Consider the following 15,751-nt stretch of genomic DNA (forward strand, 5'->3'; position numbering starts at 1 on the left):
GATGGCCTTCGATTTCATCTTCATGCTGACCGAGGACGACCGCACGATTTCCGACGCCCGCCGCCGGCTGGAGGAGGTGCTGGCCGGCGGCGCGCGGCACATCGGCTTCAAGGACGTGGGCCTTGCCTTCGACGAGCTGAAGGGGCTGGCGCGCGCGATCCGCGAGGCCGGCGGGCGCGCCTATCTCGAGGTCGTCAGTCTCGACGAGGACAGCGAACTGCGCTCGGCCCGCGCGGCGATCGACCTGGAGGTCGACTGCCTGCTCGGCGGCACGCGCCCCGATGCGGTCGCGCCGCTGCTCAAGGCCCATCCGGTGCGCTACTATCCCTTCGCCGGCGACATTGTCGGTCACCCGAGCGTACTCGCCGGCTCCATCGATACGATTGCGGAGAGCGCCCGGCGGCTGACGGATCTGGAGAGCGTGCACGGTCTCGATCTGCTCGCCTATCGCTTCGCCGGCGACGTGCCGGCGCTGATGCGCCGCGTGTGCGAGACCGTCGACAAGCCGGTGATCATGGCCGGCAGCATCGACCGGCCGGACCGGATCGAGGCGGTGGCGGAAGCCGGCGCGGCCGGGTTCACGGTGGGCACGGCGGCCTTTCAGGGCCAGTTCGCCGCGCCGGGTGCGGGGCTTGCTGATCAGGTGCGCGCGATCCTGGCGCTGACGCTGTCCGCACGCCGGCGCTCCACCGCGCCGCGCCGGCTGGCGCTCGTCGCGCATAACGCGCGCAAGGCGCATCTTAAGGCCTGGGTCGCGCGGCACGCGGAAATCCTGAAGCGTCAGACGCTGATCTCCACCGGCGGCACGGGGGCGATGCTGATGGAGAGCGTGCCGGGATTGTCCATCCAGCGCCTGCAGCGCGGATCGCATGGCGGCGACCAGCAGCTCGGCGCGTTGATCGCGACCGGCGAACTCGATGCGGTGATCTTCTTCGCCGATCCGCACGGCCACCATGCAAGCGACGTCGATCTGATCGCGCTAACCCGGCTTGCCATCTTGCACGACACGCCGATGGCCTGCTCGCCGGCGGCGGCCGATCTCGTCGTCAGCGCCAGTCTTGAGGCGCCACGCGAGGCGTTTCTGGAAACGCCACGGGCGGAGCCGAAGCCCCGCCCGTGATCCTGCGGCCGGATCCGACTACGGTTAGGCCGCCTGACGGACCTTGGTGAGAAAATCCCGCATGGCGTCCTGCATCCGCGTCGCGCGGGCGTGGAGCTGGTCCACCGCGGCGCGGGTCGTGTCGCTGAGCCGGCCGGTCTCGCCGGCGCCCTCGCTGACGCGGGCGATGGAGGCGGACACGCTCGCCGTCCCTTGCGCGGCCTCCGAGACGCTGCGAGCGATCTCCGTCGTGGCGACGTTCTGCTCCTGCGCGGCGCTCGCCATGGCGTCGGTCGTGGTCGCGATCTCGCGCACCAGCCCGGCGACGCTGTCCGAGGCGTCGGTCGAGGCATCGGCGGCCGCCCGCATGTCGGCGATGTGGCGGTCGATCTGTTCCGTGGCCTTGGAGGTCTGCTCGGCGAGCGCCTTCACCTCCGAGGCGACGACCGCGAAGCCCTTGCCGGCCTCGCCGGCCCGCGCCGCCTCTATGGTGGCGTTGAGGGCGAGAAGGTTCGTCTGCTCCGCGATGTCGGTGATCAGCTTGGTGACGTCGCCGATGCGCGCGACCACCTGCTGCACCGTCGCGACGGCCTCCGAGGAGCGTCCGACCTCCGCTTCGGTGCGACTGGTGATGTCGGCGGTGGAGGTCACCTGATCGGTGATCGCGCGGATGGAGGCGGACAGCTCCTCCGTGGCGCTGGCCACCGTGTTGACGTTCGTCGTCGCCTGTTCGGCGGCCGCGGACACCGAGATCGACTGTTCGTTGGTGCCATTGGCAATGTCCGAGAGTTGCGTCGCGGCGGCGTTGAGGTCGTCCAGCATGGCGAGCATCTCACCCGAGATCGACATCACGGTGCCCTCGAATTCCGCCGCCACGCTCTCCATTTCCGCGCGCTTGATCCGCTCGGCGTCGGCGCGCTGATCCTCCGTCTCGCGCTCCAGCTCGCGGGTGCGGATCAGGTTGTTGCGGAACACGCCGAGCGCGCCGGCCATGGCGCCGATCTCGTCGCGGCGTCCTTCAAAGCCGATCTCCTGATCCGTGTCGCCTTCGGCGAGCCGCTCGGTGACGCGGTACAGGCGCCCGAGCGGACGGGAGACCAGCACGTGATTGAACAGCCCCAACAGCACCGCAAGCGTCGTGATCAGGGCGGCACTTGCAAGCGCGACCGTCTGCACGAGGCCGAGGGCGGCGTTCTGCTTCTCGATCGACGCGGCACGGGCCGAGGCGATGGCGGCGGAGAAGGCGGCGGCTTCGGCGCGCACCGCCTGGAACAGCTCGGTCGCCGGCGGCGTGATCTCGATGGCGCGGGCCAGATCGACCGTCTCCGGGCGACGCATGTTCTCGATCTGCCGCTGCGCGATCTGCCGGCTCCAGGCGGTCCACGCCGCGCGCAGGTCGCTCAGCCGCTGACGTTCCGCGGGAAGGACCTCGCCGACGGTGCCGCTCAGCGTGTCGAAGCCGGCGGCGATGGCGCGGCCCTGCTCCTGCGAGGTGGCGAGCCAGTCGCGGTTGCCGGTCAGGAGAAAGGTCTTCAGCGTGAGCGCCTGCTCGACGATCTGGCCGTCCAGGTCGCGGGTCTCCGCGTTGAGCTGGGCGAGCGTGTTCGCGCGCTCGACCTCGCCAAGCGCATTCGACGAGTTGAGGGCCGCGACCCCGCCCGATACGGCGCCGACGAGAGCGAGGGCGAAGAAGGCACCTGCGGCCTTCGCGCTGACGGGAAGATTCTGCAACATGAAAAACCTCGATGCCTCAGGAGCCGAAGGACGCGCGACGCATCAGCTCGGTGAGATTGAATTCGACCGTGGCGGCGCCGATCGTGCGGCCGGTGTCGGGATCGGGCAGCGACAGATTGAGCTGCGCCCGCCAGATGCCGCGCTCGTCCTCCCACTCGGGATCGTCGATGAAAACGGCGTCCGGGCCGTTCGGGAAGGTCTTCTGGAACTTCGCCTCGTCGCCCTGCCAGTAGTCGCCGGTGATCGCGCTCTGGCCGACATTGAGCCCGTTGGCGTCCATCACGAAGATCTCGGGGTAGAGCCCCAGGGCATGCGCCTGCACGCGCAGCAGGTAGATCGACAGCGGCGCCGACAGGGTGGCGGAGATCAGCGGCTTGTCGTCCGCCTCGCGCTCCGTGCGCCACTGCGTGTCGAGCGCGTCGATCTCGGCCTGGGTGAGATTGCCGCGCGCCGCGTTCTGCGCCTTGATCGACAGGGGGACGATCGGATTGGACAGCCAGCCGCGCACCTGCGAGACGATCTCGGGCGTGATCAGCGCACGCGGATCTGGCGGCGTGCCCTCGGCCAGGGCCGGCGGAGCACCGCAGACGATCAGTGCAACCAATAATAGGCGCTGCATAACTCTTCCCCTTTATTTGATGCAGTATTTAAAATATGCAACCGACTGAATTAATGACTAATAAATAAAGTAAAAAAATTTCATATCATTGTATTATTATATGAAATATTATGTATAAATATTTGTAGTACGATTTGACCTTCTCGTGTGGCCGGTTGTGTTCGGCCGCAGCGCAGACGCGCGCACGGCCTGGCAACTGCGTGCACTGGTCCCGTGCAACGCAGGCCTGCAAGGACTTCGCCGGTCGGAATGCAAAAAGGGCGCCGTCCGGCGCCCTTCGCGAAAAACGTGCTTCGGAAACTTCAGAACAACCCGTCGATACGGCCCTGCGAATCGAGACGGATGTGATTCGCGGACGGCACCTTGGGCAGGCCGGGCATGGTCATGATCTCTCCGCAGATCGCGACAATGAAGCCGGCGCCCGCCGACAGGCGCACCTCGCGGACCGGTACGACATGGCCCGTTGGCGCGCCGCGCAGGTTCGGGTCGGTCGAGAAGGAATACTGCGTCTTGGCCATGCACACCGGCAGGGCGCCGAAGCCGTCGGCCTCCCAGCGGTGCAACTGGTCGCGCACCGCCTTGTCCGCGACCGCCTCGTCGGCGCGATAGATGCGCCGCGCCACCGTCTGGATCTTCTCGAACAGCGGCATGTCGTCCTCGTAGAGCGGGGCGAATTGCGCGCTGTCGTGCTCGACGAGCTCCACCACCTTGTGCGCCAGCGCCACGGTGCCCTCGGAGCCCTTCGCCCAGTGCTGGCACAGGATCGCCTCCACGCCCTGTTCCTTCGCGTAGTCCCGGATGGCCTCCACCTCCGCGTCCGTGTCGGAGACGAAGTGGTTGATGGCGACCACGACCGGCACGCCGAACTGCTTCACGTTCTCGATGTGCCGGCCGAGATTGGCACAGCCCTTCTTCAGCGCGGCGACATTCTCCGCGCCGAGATCGTCCTTGCCGACGCCGCCGTTCATCTTCAGCGCGCGGATGGTGGCGACGATCACGGCCGCCGAGGGCGCCAGCCCCGCCTTGCGGCACTTGATGTCGAAGAATTTTTCCGCGCCGAGGTCGGCGCCGAAACCGGCTTCGGTCACCACGTAGTCGGCGAGCTTCAGCGCGGTCTTCGTGGCGACCACCGAGTTGCAGCCATGGGCGATGTTGGCAAAGGGGCCGCCGTGGATGAAGGCGGGATTGTTCTCAAGCGTCTGCACGAGGTTGGGCTGCATCGCCTCCTTCAGCAGCACGGTCATGGCGCCGTCGGCCTCCAGATCGCGCGCGGTCACGGCGGTCTTGTCGCGACGATAGCCGACGACGATGTCGCCGAGCCGCGCCTGCAGATCCTCCAGATCGCGCGCCAGGCAAAGGATCGCCATGATCTCGGAGGCGACGGTGATGTCGAAGCCGGCCTCGCGCGGAAAGCCGTTCGCCACCCCGCCGAGCGAGGAGACGATCTCGCGCAGCGCCCGGTCGTTCATGTCCATGACGCGGCGCCAGGTGATGCGGCGCACGTCGAGGCCAAGCGCATTGCCCCAGTAGACGTGATTGTCGATCAGCGCGGAGAGCAGATTGTGCGCCGAGGTGATCGCGTGGAAGTCGCCGGTGAAATGGAGGTTGATGTCCTCCATCGGCACGACCTGCGCATGGCCGCCGCCGGCCGCGCCCCCCTTCATGCCGAAACAGGGCCCGAGCGAGGGTTCGCGCAGGCAGATCGCCGCCTTCTTGCCGATGCGGTTGAGCCCGTCGCCGAGGCCGACCGTGGTCGTCGTCTTGCCTTCCCCGGCCGGCGTCGGATTGATGGCGGTGACCAGCACGAGCTTGCCGTCGGGGCGGTCCGAGAGCCCCTTGATGAAGTCGGAGCGCACCTTGGCCTTGGTCGACCCGTAGCTGTCGAGCGCCTCGGCCGGAATGCCGAGCCTTTCGCCGATCTCGGTGATCGGACGGGTTGTTGCCGCGCGGGCGATCTCGATGTCGCTGGCCATGTCCCACTCCCTTGTGCCGGCCGGGTCTGGCCCGACCGGATTTTGCCCGGCCGGTTCGTCCGGCGGTGCGATGGTTCACTTTCTCGGCGAGGCTAGACAAGGCACCGCGCCGGGGATGACGCGATTGCGACGCCCGCTTGTCCTGTAATCGACGCCGCTTATCGATCGATCGATGCGGCGCATCGCTCGGCACGCCCGGTTTTCGCGCGCGCGCAAGCGTTGCCTGCCCGTTGCCGCGTGCCGGCCTCAGGCCTCGCCTTTGGCGATCGGCGTGTCGTCGCGTCCGCCCCATTCCGTCCAGGAGCCGTCGTAGACGGGCGCCTTGTCGTGCCCCAGAACGGCGAGCGCCAGCGTCAGGATCGCGGCGGTGACGCCCGATCCGCAGGTGGTCACCACGGGCTGGCTGCGGTCGATGCCGGCGGCGTCGAAGGCGCGGGCGAGATCCTCGGGGGACTTGAGCCGGCCGTCGTCTTCCAGAAGATCGGGGAAGGGCAGGTTCTTCGCGCCCGGCATGTGACCGCGCTTCAGCCCCGGACGCGGCTCGTCCTCCGTGCCGGCGAAGCGCCCGCGCGAACGCGCGTCGAGCACCTGGCCGCCGGCCTCCAGCACGCGCGCGACCTTGGCGCGGTCGGCGACCAGCCCGTGATCGAGCCGGGCGCTGAAGTGGCGCTCGCCGCGCGGCACCGGGGGCATGTCCTCCAGCGGCCGGCCCTCTGCCTCCCACTTCGGCAGCCCGCCGTCGAGCACGAAGACCCGGGTCACGCCCATGGCGCGGAAGGTCCACCACACGCGGGCCGCCGAATACATGCCCATGCCGTCATAGACGACGATGGTCTGGCCGTCGCCGATGCCGAGCCTGCGCATCTTCGAGGAGAACACATGGGTGGGCGGCAGCATGTGCGGCAGGTCGCTGGCCGGATCGCTGATCGCATCGACGTCGAAGAAGATCGCGCCGGGGATGTGCTTGTCCCGATACTCCGGCGCCGTGTCGGGCGCGCCGACCGGCGGCAGCCAGGCATTCACCACGACGACGTCGGGCGAGGCGAGCTTGTCGGCGAGCCAGTCGGTGGAGACGAGCGGGGAAACGGACATGAACGGATCTCCGGATGAATGCGGAACGCGGGGCAGGGAAGGGCTTGGGCGGTCAGTCGGCGAGGCGGATGCGGACGCGGCGGTTCTGCCGGCCCTTCTTTTCGATCTTGGTGACGGCGAGCGGGCCGATCTCGGAGGTGCGGCTCACATGCGTCCCGCCGCAGGGCTGCAGGTCCACATCCGCGCCGATGCGGATCAGCCGGACGCGCCCCGACCCCATCGGCGGCTTGACGCTCATGGTCTTGACCAGATCGGGCTTGGCCTCAAGCTCCGCGTCGGTGATCCATTCGGCGGTGACGGCGTGATCGCCGGCGGCGATGGCGTTGACCTTCTCGGCGATCTCCTCCTTGTCGAGGGTCGCTTCGGGAATGTCGAAATCGAGCCGGCCCTCGCCCTCGGAGATCTGGCCGCCGGTGACGGGAAACGGCAGCACCACGGACAGAAGATGCAGCGCGGTGTGCACCCGCATCAGCCGGTAGCGCCGGGCCCAGTCGAGATGCAGCACGATCTTTTCGCCCACCTCGGGCAGGGCCGAGCCCTCCGCCGGAACATGCACGATTGAAGCGCGATCCTCGCCGTAGACGGCGGTGGCGATGGCGATCTCGCTGCCGTCGGCGCGCTCCATATGGCCGCTGTCGCCGGGCTGGCCGCCGCCGGTCGCGTAGAACACGGTGCGGTCGAGCAGGATGCCGCCGCGCTCGTTGACGCCGGTCACCGTCGCCTCGCAGCTGCGCAGATAGGCGTCGTCGCGAAAAAGCAGGTCCGTCATCGAGATCCTCACGCCCTGACCGGGTCGAGCGCCGGTCCGATTCCATGGTCGGCGACAGCCTAGCCGAAACAGACCGGCTATCAAACGCTTCCGCCGGCGTGCGCCCGCCGGCCCGTGCGCCCGCCGGCCCGTGCGCCCGCCGACCCGTAGCTCGGGGGCGGTCACAGGATCGGGGAGAACAGCCGTGCGGCCTGCGCGACGAAGCGGAAGGCGAGCGAGCGCTGGTCGAGATCGTTCGGGTCTGTGTCCTGGGCATTCGCGAAATCGCGCTCCAGCATGTCGCTCACCGCGCCGATCGTGCGGGCATGGGTGAACCACAGCGTGATCTCGAAGTTGATGCGGAAGGAGCGGGCGTCGAAATTGACCGTGCCGATGCCGGCGAGCGCGTCGTCGACCAGCACGACCTTCTGGTGCAGGAAGCCGGAGGTGTAGCGATAGACGCGGATGCCGTTGGCCACCATGTCGTCGGCATGGGCGTAGCTCGCCAGCCAGACGAGCCGGTGATCGGCCTTCTCGGGCAGCAGGATGCGCACGTCGACGCCGCGCATGGACGCGGCGAGCAGCGCGGTCTGCATCGCCTGTTCGGGCACGAAATAGGGGCTGACGATCCACAGCCGCTTGCGGGCCCGCGCGATGATCTCGGAAAAGGCGATGCCGCAATCCTCGAAGGTGTCGGCCGGGCCGGTCGGCATCACCAGCACCGGCTCGTCGCCGGGCTGGGGGATGGGATCGGGCAGGTGGGGGCGGATCGGCGTGCCGGTCGCCCAGTGCCAGTCCTCGCCGAAGGCCAGCGCGCAGGCGGTCGCGGCGGGGCCGTCGACCCGCACATGCGTGTCGCGCCAGTGTCCGAAGGTCGCCGAGCGGCCGAGGTATTCGTCGCCCACGTTGTGCCCGCCGACCCAGGCGGAGGTGCCGTCGACGATGACGTTCTTGCGGTGATTGCGGTAGTTGAGCCGCATCGGCCCGGTGATCCGGAGCCACTTGTGGCGCTGGTTGAAACCGGCGACGCGCACGCCCGCCGCCCTGAGCCGCCGCAGATAGGCGCGCGGCAGGCTCTTGCTGCCGACGTCGTCGTAGAGCAGATACACGCGCACGCCGGCGCGGGCGCGCTCCATCAGCGCCTCTGCGAAATCGCGGCCGATCCGGTCGTCATGGATGATGAAGAACTGCGCGAGGATCTCGTGCCGGGCGCCGGAGATGCCGGCAAGCAGGGAGTCGAACGTATCCACCCCGTCGACCAGGACCTCGGCCGTGTTGCCCTTCAGAAAGGGGATCTGGGCGATGCGGGTGAGCACCGGCCAGGTGGTGCTGGTCTTCGCGTCGACCAGTCCGAGATCGCGGGCCCGCTCCGCCCGCGTTGCGCGGCCGGCGAAGCCGCGCACCTCGACATAGTCCTCGAAGCGCTTCCAGCCGAAGACCAGATAGAGAAAGGCGGTCGGGAAGGGCAGGAAGAGAAGCGACAGCAGCCAGGCGATCGACCCTTGCGAGGTGCGCGAGTTGAACACCTCGCGCACCGCGCAGACGGCCGACAGCGTGTAAAGGGCGAGCGTGAAGGCGGCGATGATCGGCAGGTTGGCCAGGAAGGTCTCGACCAGGTCGACGTCGCGCATCATCGCCCCCGGTCCTATTCGCTCGGCTCGAAGGGGATCTCGATGTCGCTCTTGCGCTCCAGCCAGGCCGGCACGGGCAGATCCTTCGAGCGCAGGAAGTCCGGGTTGAACAGCTTCGACTGATAGCGCGTGCCGTAGTCGCACAGGATGGTGACGATGGTGTGCCCGGGGCCGAGCTCGCGCGCCATGCGGATCGCGCCGGCGACATTGACGCCCGAGGAGGCGCCGAGGCACAGGCCCTCGTGCTCCAGCAGATCGAAGACGATCGGCAGCGCCTCCGCGTCCGGGATCTGGAAGGGCATGTCGACGGGGGCGTTTTCCAGGTTGGCGGTGATTCGGCCCTGGCCGATGCCTTCGGTGATGGACGAGCCTTCCGCCTTGAGTTCGCCGTGGGCGTAATAGTGGAAGAGGGCGGCGCCCATCGGGTCGGCGAGGCCGATCTTGACGTCGGCGTTGCGCTCCTTGAGCGCCATGCCGACGCCGGCCAGCGTGCCGCCGGAGCCTACGGCGCAGATGAAGCCGTCGATCTTGCCGTCCGTCTGGCGCCAGATTTCCGGGCCGGTGGTCTCGATATGCGCCTGCCGGTTGGCGACATTGTCGAACTGGTTCGCCCAGACCGCGCCGTTCGGCTCGCTCCTGGCCAGCTGCTCGGCGAGGCGGCCGGAGATCTTCACGTAGTTGTTGGGGTTCTTGTAGGGCGCTGCCGGCACCTGCACGAGTTCCGCCCCGGCAAGCCGCAGCATGTCCTTCTTTTCCTCGCTCTGCGTCTCGGGGATGACGATCACCGAACGGTAGCCGAGCGCGTTGCCGACCAGCGCAAGCCCGATGCCGGTGTTGCCCGCCGTGCCTTCCACGATCACGCCGCCGGGCGCGAGCGCGCCGCGCGCCACCGCGTCGCGGATGATGAAGAGCGCCGCGCGATCCTTCACCGACTGGCCGGGATTGAGAAACTCCGCCTTGCCGAGGATTTCGCAGCCGGTGAGCTCCGAGGCCCGCTTGAGGCGGATGAGCGGCGTGTTGCCGATCGCATCGATGACGGAGGGTGTAATGTCCATGGGATTTCATGTTCCGGTTGTGGGCGGCCGTCGCGGCCGGGGCGTGTGCGCAAGGTATGCGGGCACGCGACGCGCATCAAGTCGCGCGCGAATCCGCCTTGAACCGTTGACAATCTCCGTCGGACTGTTCTGTTGCGCGGGTCGAAAAAACCGCGGCCGCGCGCTAGATCGACATAAATCTCGGTTTGCGTTGATCCGCTGCCTTGCGGGCTACGTAACCGGGATGAATGCGACGTGATGACGCAAGTTGACAGTGTCGGTCGTCGCTTCGAATTGACATGCGGTGCGCGGCGACGGTCGAAGGCAAGGGGCATCTCCTTGCGATGGCGTCGGCATCGCAGGGACGACGGCGTGAACGTGCGACCATGTGTGCGACCATGGGAGTGCGAACGCGCGACTGACACGGCGCGCATGTGCTATCGAGACGGCGCGAACGCGCAACTGAGAAGGTGCGAAGCGGAATGGAGCAGACACAGCAACAGTTCGATGCGCTTCTGGCGGGATATGTCGCCGGAACGCTCGCCGAGCCGGCCCGGCTCCTGGTGCGGTCGCACCTGGATCTGTCGCCGGTCAACCGGGACTATGTGCGCGATCTCGAAGCGGCTTGCGGCTCCCTGCTGGAGGATGTCGCGCCGGCGGATCTGAGCGATCGCGACGGCATGCTGGCTGCGATCTTCGCGAGCCCCGAGCCGCAGATCGTGGTGCCCGCCGAGCGGCCCGCTCGCAAGACCCGTCTGCCGCGCGCGCTTTACGATTTCATCGGCAAGGATGTCGAGGACATTCCCTGGAAGACCCGTCTGCCGGGCTTTCGCGAGTATCGCCTCGGCGAGGATGTCGACGGCTGCTCGGCGAGCCTCCTGTGGATCCGCGCCGGGCAGGCGATGCCGACGCACACCCACCACGGCACCGAGCTGACCCTCGTGCTGGAAGGCGGTTTCAGCGACGTGAACGGGCATTTCGTTCGCGGCGACGTCGCCTATGCCGACGACGACGTGGACCACCGTCCGATCGCCGACGAAGGCGAGGACTGTCTCTGCTTCGCGGTGACCGAGGGCAGCCTGCGCCTCACCGGACCGCTGGGCCGGCTGTTCGCCCCCTTTCTCAGGGGCTGACACGGCGGAGTGAGGGCGCACGCCGCCGACATTTGGCGCCGGACGCGGCAACGCTCCTTCCCGCGGCGGCCGGTGCCGACGCGATAAGTTGGCGCGATGAGTTTGCGGAATCGTGCCGGGCGACGCCGCCGGCACGCCGTCGGCCCTGAAGCCCCGGCCGGCCCGAGCGGTCCGCGTCTGGCGCCATCCCGCGTCACGTCTTGCCATCATCCGCCACCCGCGTGGACCGCGAGGGGTGTATCGTGCCGGCCGCGGCGGGCGTAGGCTTGCCGGGCGCGCCGCTCTCCTGCAACGGCGCGCGAAAGACCCCCCCCCAACGGAGGTTCGATGACACGTTCGACGGCCGACTATGTCGCGCAACCCGGAGACGGGATCGCCTGGGTGACCGGAGCGAGTTCCGGCATCGGCGCGGAGGTTGCCCGAGAGCTCGCGGCGCGCGGCTGGCGCGTGGCGGTGACGGCGCGCTCGCGCGATGCGCTTGAAACGCTCGCCGCGCAGGCTGCCGACGGACCGGGCGAGATCCGCGTCTATGAGGGCGATACGACCGAGCCTGAGCGGATGGCGGAGATCGTGCGCGGCATCGAGGCGGATTTCGGCCCGGTGGCGCTGGCGGTGCTCAATGCCGGCATCTATCTGCCGGTCGACGGCACCGCGCCGGATCTTGCCGACTTCCACAAGTCCTTCGACGTCAATCTCGGCGGCACGGTGAACGCGCTGGTGCCGCTGATCGCGGCCATGCGCGGGCGCGGGCGCGGACAGATCGCGCTGGTGGCCTCTGTCGCCGGCTACAGCGGCCTGCCGACATCGGCCGCCTATGGCGCGACCAAGGCGGCGCTGATCAACATGGGCGAGGCGCTCAAGTTCGATCTCGACCGGATCGGCGTGCGCATCCAGATCGTGTCGCCGGGCTTCGTCGACACGCCCGCGACCAAGGACAATCCCTTTCCGATGCCCCATCTCCTGCCGGTCGAGACGGCGGCCGAGCGCCTCGTGTCGGGTCTCGCGCGCAAGGGGAATTTCGAGATCACCTTCCCGCGCCGCTTCACCTGGCAGCTCAAGTTCCTGCGGATCCTGCCGTATCGGCTCTATTTCCCGCTGCTCGGGCGCACGACCGGCTGGGCGAAGAAGGGGCCGCCTGACGGCACCGGTGAGGACGCCGGGTAGGCGTTGAGGGTCAACGGGGCGTGACGGGCTGTCCGCGTGAGGCTCAGGCCGGGTCGCGCCCCAGCGCGCTCGACAGGCGCGCGTGCTCGGAGGCATCGAGCGGAAACCGCCACATCAAGGCAATGGCCGCAAGCTTCAGCGCGACCGGAACGATGGCATAGAGCGCGACCAGCATGACGAGCCCGTCCGCCCCCGTGCCGCCCGCCTCGAAGCCGGCCAGTTGCAGAAGCGGAAAGGCGAGCCCGACGGCGAGCGCCAGCGACAGTTTCGTCGCCAGCCCCCAGAGCGCGAAGTAGAGCCCGGACCGGCGGCTGCCGGAGGAGAGATTGTCGACGTCGATCACATCGGCCTGGATCGCGGACGGCAATGCCAGATCGGCGCCGAGCGCCAGTCCCGTCAGCACGCAGATGATCGCGAAGCCCACCAGATCGCCGGCGCCCAGCAGCGGCACCAGAATGAAGACCGCACAGGCGCCGAGCATGGCCACCGACCATGTGCGGTGCTTGCCGTACCGCCGGCTGACGGCGAGCCAGAGCGGAACGCCGGCGATCCCGCACAGGAAGTAGAGAAACAGGAACGGCCCCTGCATCTGCGGCGCGTCGAGCACGCGCGCCACGAAGAACAGGAACAGAGTGGCTGGCAGACCGTTGGCGAAGCCGTTGAGCACGAAGGCGGCCAGCAGGCGCAGGAACGGCTGGTTGCGCGCGACGTGGCGCAGCCCCTCGCGAAAGGCGGGGAGCGGCCGGCCCGCGTCCACCGGTTCGGGCAGGCGCAGCACCGCCAGCAGCGTCAGGCCCGGCAGCGCCAGGGCGACGAAGACGGCGAGAATCATGAGCCCCAGCGCCTGATCCTGCGCGCCGAGCGTCTCGGCGAGCGCCGGCACCGACACGGCGACCAGCGTCCCCACCAGAACCATGCCCTCGCGCGCGCCCGCGATGCGGCTGCGTCCGTGGTAGTCGGCGACGAGATCGGCGCCCCAGGCCGTATAGGGAATGACGCAGGCGGTGTAGCCGAGCGACAGTGCGATGCCCCAGAAGAGCAGATAGCCGGCGCCGGCGTCGCCCGGCGGGGTGAGGATCATGTAGGCGGCAAGGGCCGCGGGAAGCGCGGCGAGCAGAAACCAGCCGCGCCGCCGCCCGAGCGGGGGATGATAGCGGTCCGCCAGCACCCCGACGACCGGGTCCGACAGCGCGTCCAGCAGGCGCACGGCAAGCAGGATCGCGCCCACTGTGGCCAGCGGCAGACCGACCGTTTCGGCGTAGAAGGTCGGCAGGATCACGTAAAGCGGCAGGGTGAGGGCCGCGAGCGGCAACGCCGGCGCCGCATAGACGAGCAGCGCCGCGCGGGTGAGGCGCGCCAACCCGGGCGGCGCGCTGGCGCTGTCTGGCGCTGCGCTCCGCGTCACGTCCGGCGTCCCTGTCCGCACGTCACGGATCAGGACGCCTTCACATAGATCATCTGGCGCACGTCGATGTTCCCGGAGCGAAAGCCCGCCTCGCAGTAGTGGAAATAGAATTCCCACAGCCGCTTGAAGCGCTCGTCGAAGCCGAGCGGGCGGATGCGCGGCCAGGCGGCCCAGAAGCGCACGCGCCATTCCTCCAGCGTGCGGGCGTAGTCATGGCCGAAGATCTTCTGCGCGGCCAGCGTCAGCCCGGTGCGGGCGCCAAGATCCTCCAGCGTTCCGGGCGGCGGCAGCATGCCGCCGGGAAACACGTGCCGCTGGATGAAGTCGGGCGTGCTGCGGTAGTCGGGAAACAGCTCGTCCTGGATGGTGATGATCTGCAGGCCCGCGCGTCCGCCGCTCTTCAGGCAGTCGGAGACCTTCTGAAAGTAGGTCGGCCAATATTGCTCGCCCACCGCCTCGAACATCTCGATCGATGCGACGCGGTCGTACTGGCGGGCCTCGTCGCGGTAGTCCTGCAGCTTGATCTCCACCTTGTCGGACAACCCGTGTTCCTGCATCCGCTGGCAGGCGAAGTCGTACTGCTCCCGCGAGATGGTGAGGCCGGTCACCTTGGCGCCGATCTCCTTGGCGACGAATTCGGCGAAGCCGCCCCAGCCGCAGCCGATCTCGAGCACATGGTGGCCCTCGCGGATTTCCGCTTCCCGGGCGAGCGACAGATACTTGCGCCGCTGTGCCTGTTCCAGATCGTTGACGCCGCCCTCGTAGAGCCCGGAGGAATAGGTCATCGAAGGGTCGAGCCACTCGCGGTAGAAGGCGTTGCCCAGGTCGTAATGCGCGGAGATGTTGCGCCGCGATCCCGATCGCGTGTTGCGGTTCAGCCAGTGCCGCAGGCGGATCAGCGCCCGGTAGAGCCGCGTGCCGCGCAGCATGTCGGCGGTCGCGTCGCGGTTGCGGCAGAACAGCTCCAGGAAGGTGGTGACGTCGGAACTCGTCCATTCGCCGGCCATATAGGCTTCGGCGACGCCCACGTCGGCGCCGCTCAGCAGGCGGCGGATGAACTTCCACGAGTGGATCTTCACGTCCGCGTCGGGGCCGGGCCCATGGCCGCGCACCAGAAAGCGGCGGCCCTCCGGCGTTTCCACCAGCAGCGATCCGACGCTCAGGTTCAGCGCGACCCGCATGCCGAGTTTGGCAAGCCGGGGCAGGCCGGCAAGCGCCCGGCCGGCATTGTCAGGCGTGAGCACGATTGCAGTCGACATGGTCAAACCTCGTCAAACGGCCGGCGCGGTCAGGCGCGGGAGGAGGAGGCGGGCGCGTGGGCCGCGGCCCGCGCGCGCTTCGACGGAGAGTGGAACGGCGCTCCCTTCAACCACAATTTCAGAGCTTCCCAATGGATGCCTCCGATTACTTTGAGTGTCATGAAAGGAATTTTCAAGCAGAGCGAGAGCACGGCGCGGCTGGTGAGCCGGCGGGCCCGCCCGGCGAAGCTGGCCGACAGCAAGGGCCCATCGCCATCGGTCTCCAGGATGCGCACCCGCACCGCCGCGCCCGGCGGCAGGATGCGGAAATGATAGTGTTGCGCCATGTCGATGAAGGGCGAGACGTAGAACAGCTTCTGCTGGTCCTGGCGCACGCCTTCCGGCCCGGCCTGGCCGCTGCGCACCGGCGCGACATAGGTGTGCAACTCGCCGAAGGTGTTGCGCACCTCGTAGACGAGCGCCGTCAGCGCGCCGTCGCCGTCATAGGCGAAATAGACCGACAGCGGGTTGAACACATAGCCCGCGACCCGCGGGTAGCACAAAAGCAGGACGCGGGAGGGGCGGGCGAGCCCCTGCTCGGCCAGCAGGGCGTCGACATGGGTCCTGAGGTCGCTGCCGTCGCGCGGGCCGTGGTCGGCGGCGCGAAAGCTCAGGAGATTGAAACGGTTCACCGAAAACAGCGGCGACAGACGGTTCGCGTCCGCAAGCCGGTCGAGGTCGATGAGCAGCGAGAACACGGTGTAGGTGAAGCGATGGCCGAAGGGCTTCAGCCGGGCATGCATCACCTTGCCCGGGTAGAGCACCGCCGCCGCCTCCGGCGCGGGGCCGTTGTCGCTCCAGGTCGTGACCGGGCGTTGCAT

13 protein-coding genes are annotated in these 15,751 nt (G+C 68.4%); 3 read left to right on the top strand and 10 right to left on the bottom strand.

The annotated features are described in order from the left end of the window. Position 1 precedes the first annotated feature (1 nt). Complete coding sequence (locus ABL312_RS04700) at positions 2 to 1,120, top strand: methylglyoxal synthase (RefSeq protein WP_349360215.1); 1,119 nt, start codon at positions 2 to 4, stop codon at positions 1,118 to 1,120. 24 nt (positions 1,121 to 1,144) lie between these two features. On the opposite strand, the gene ABL312_RS04705 is transcribed toward ABL312_RS04700, so the two are convergent. From ABL312_RS04705 to ABL312_RS04735, 7 genes are all read right to left on the bottom strand, one after another. After that, complete coding sequence (locus tag ABL312_RS04705) at positions 1,145 to 2,833, bottom strand: methyl-accepting chemotaxis protein (protein WP_349360216.1); 1,689 nt, start codon at positions 2,831 to 2,833, stop codon at positions 1,145 to 1,147. A gap of 16 nt (positions 2,834 to 2,849) precedes the next feature. After that, on the bottom strand, positions 2,850 to 3,437 hold the full coding sequence (locus ABL312_RS04710; protein WP_349360217.1) for a hypothetical protein: 588 nt from the start codon (positions 3,435 to 3,437) through the stop codon (positions 2,850 to 2,852). A 317-nt stretch (positions 3,438 to 3,754) separates the two neighbouring features. Further along, the gene (locus tag ABL312_RS04715; protein WP_349360218.1) at positions 3,755 to 5,425 is read right to left on the bottom strand and encodes a formate--tetrahydrofolate ligase; all 1,671 of its coding nucleotides are present in this window, start codon (positions 5,423 to 5,425) and stop codon (positions 3,755 to 3,757) included. Between the two features lie 246 nt (positions 5,426 to 5,671). Beyond that, positions 5,672 to 6,517 (bottom strand): 3-mercaptopyruvate sulfurtransferase, encoded by an 846-nt coding sequence (gene sseA, locus ABL312_RS04720; protein ID WP_349360219.1) that lies wholly within the window; start codon positions 6,515 to 6,517, stop codon positions 5,672 to 5,674. 52 nt (positions 6,518 to 6,569) lie between these two features. Further along, a complete protein-coding gene (locus tag ABL312_RS04725; protein ID WP_349360220.1) occupies positions 6,570 to 7,286 on the bottom strand; it encodes an alanyl-tRNA editing protein in 717 nt (238 codons plus the stop codon). Positions 7,287 to 7,447: 161 nt separating this feature from the next. Next, a complete protein-coding gene (gene cls / locus ABL312_RS04730; RefSeq protein WP_349360221.1) occupies positions 7,448 to 8,899 on the bottom strand; it encodes a cardiolipin synthase in 1,452 nt (483 codons plus the stop codon). Positions 8,900 to 8,910: 11 nt separating this feature from the next. After that, the gene (locus ABL312_RS04735; protein ID WP_349360222.1) at positions 8,911 to 9,951 is read right to left on the bottom strand and encodes a cysteine synthase A; all 1,041 of its coding nucleotides are present in this window, start codon (positions 9,949 to 9,951) and stop codon (positions 8,911 to 8,913) included. Positions 9,952 to 10,412: 461 nt separating this feature from the next. Here ABL312_RS04735 and ABL312_RS04740 point away from each other — a divergent pair, with 461 nt between their 5' ends. Both ABL312_RS04740 and ABL312_RS04745 read left to right on the top strand, forming a co-directional pair. Further along, on the top strand, positions 10,413 to 11,063 hold the full coding sequence (locus ABL312_RS04740) for a ChrR family anti-sigma-E factor (RefSeq protein WP_349360223.1): 651 nt from the start codon (positions 10,413 to 10,415) through the stop codon (positions 11,061 to 11,063). A gap of 327 nt (positions 11,064 to 11,390) precedes the next feature. After that, the gene (locus tag ABL312_RS04745; protein ID WP_349360224.1) at positions 11,391 to 12,227 is read left to right on the top strand and encodes an SDR family NAD(P)-dependent oxidoreductase; all 837 of its coding nucleotides are present in this window, start codon (positions 11,391 to 11,393) and stop codon (positions 12,225 to 12,227) included. 43 nt (positions 12,228 to 12,270) lie between these two features. On the opposite strand, the gene ABL312_RS04750 is transcribed toward ABL312_RS04745, so the two are convergent. Genes ABL312_RS04750 through ABL312_RS04760 form a run of 3 tightly spaced genes read right to left on the bottom strand, consistent with a single transcriptional unit; the run spans position 12,271 to position 15,751 of the window. Further along, complete coding sequence (locus tag ABL312_RS04750) at positions 12,271 to 13,632, bottom strand: MFS transporter (protein WP_349360225.1); 1,362 nt, start codon at positions 13,630 to 13,632, stop codon at positions 12,271 to 12,273. A gap of 29 nt (positions 13,633 to 13,661) precedes the next feature. Further along, positions 13,662 to 14,891 carry a cyclopropane-fatty-acyl-phospholipid synthase family protein gene (locus tag ABL312_RS04755; RefSeq protein ID WP_349360226.1) on the bottom strand — a complete coding sequence of 410 codons (1,230 nt, stop codon included), beginning with the start codon at positions 14,889 to 14,891 and terminating at the stop codon, positions 13,662 to 13,664. A gap of 29 nt (positions 14,892 to 14,920) precedes the next feature. Continuing rightward, positions 14,921 to 15,751, bottom strand: coding sequence for a DUF1365 domain-containing protein (locus ABL312_RS04760; protein WP_349360227.1), 831 nt, complete (start codon positions 15,749 to 15,751; stop codon positions 14,921 to 14,923).

Source organism: Stappia sp., from assembly GCF_040110915.1.
Taxonomy (GTDB): Bacteria; Pseudomonadota; Alphaproteobacteria; order Rhizobiales; family Stappiaceae; genus Stappia.

Coding starts and splice junctions, on each gene's coding strand:
- ABL312_RS04700 (WP_349360215.1), top strand. CDS start 2: ATGGCCTTCGATTTCATCTTCATGCTGACCGAGGACGACCGCACGATT.
- ABL312_RS04705 (WP_349360216.1), bottom strand. CDS start 2,833: ATGTTGCAGAATCTTCCCGTCAGCGCGAAGGCCGCAGGTGCCTTCTTC.
- ABL312_RS04715 (WP_349360218.1), bottom strand. CDS start 5,425: ATGGCCAGCGACATCGAGATCGCCCGCGCGGCAACAACCCGTCCGATC.
- sseA (WP_349360219.1), bottom strand. CDS start 6,517: ATGTCCGTTTCCCCGCTCGTCTCCACCGACTGGCTCGCCGACAAGCTC.
- ABL312_RS04725 (WP_349360220.1), bottom strand. CDS start 7,286: ATGACGGACCTGCTTTTTCGCGACGACGCCTATCTGCGCAGCTGCGAG.
- cls (WP_349360221.1), bottom strand. CDS start 8,899: ATGATGCGCGACGTCGACCTGGTCGAGACCTTCCTGGCCAACCTGCCG.
- ABL312_RS04735 (WP_349360222.1), bottom strand. CDS start 9,951: ATGGACATTACACCCTCCGTCATCGATGCGATCGGCAACACGCCGCTC.
- ABL312_RS04740 (WP_349360223.1), top strand. CDS start 10,413: ATGGAGCAGACACAGCAACAGTTCGATGCGCTTCTGGCGGGATATGTC.
- ABL312_RS04745 (WP_349360224.1), top strand. CDS start 11,391: ATGACACGTTCGACGGCCGACTATGTCGCGCAACCCGGAGACGGGATC.
- ABL312_RS04755 (WP_349360226.1), bottom strand. CDS start 14,891: ATGTCGACTGCAATCGTGCTCACGCCTGACAATGCCGGCCGGGCGCTT.
- ABL312_RS04760 (WP_349360227.1), bottom strand. CDS start 15,751: ATGCAACGCCCGGTCACGACCTGGAGCGACAACGGCCCCGCGCCGGAG.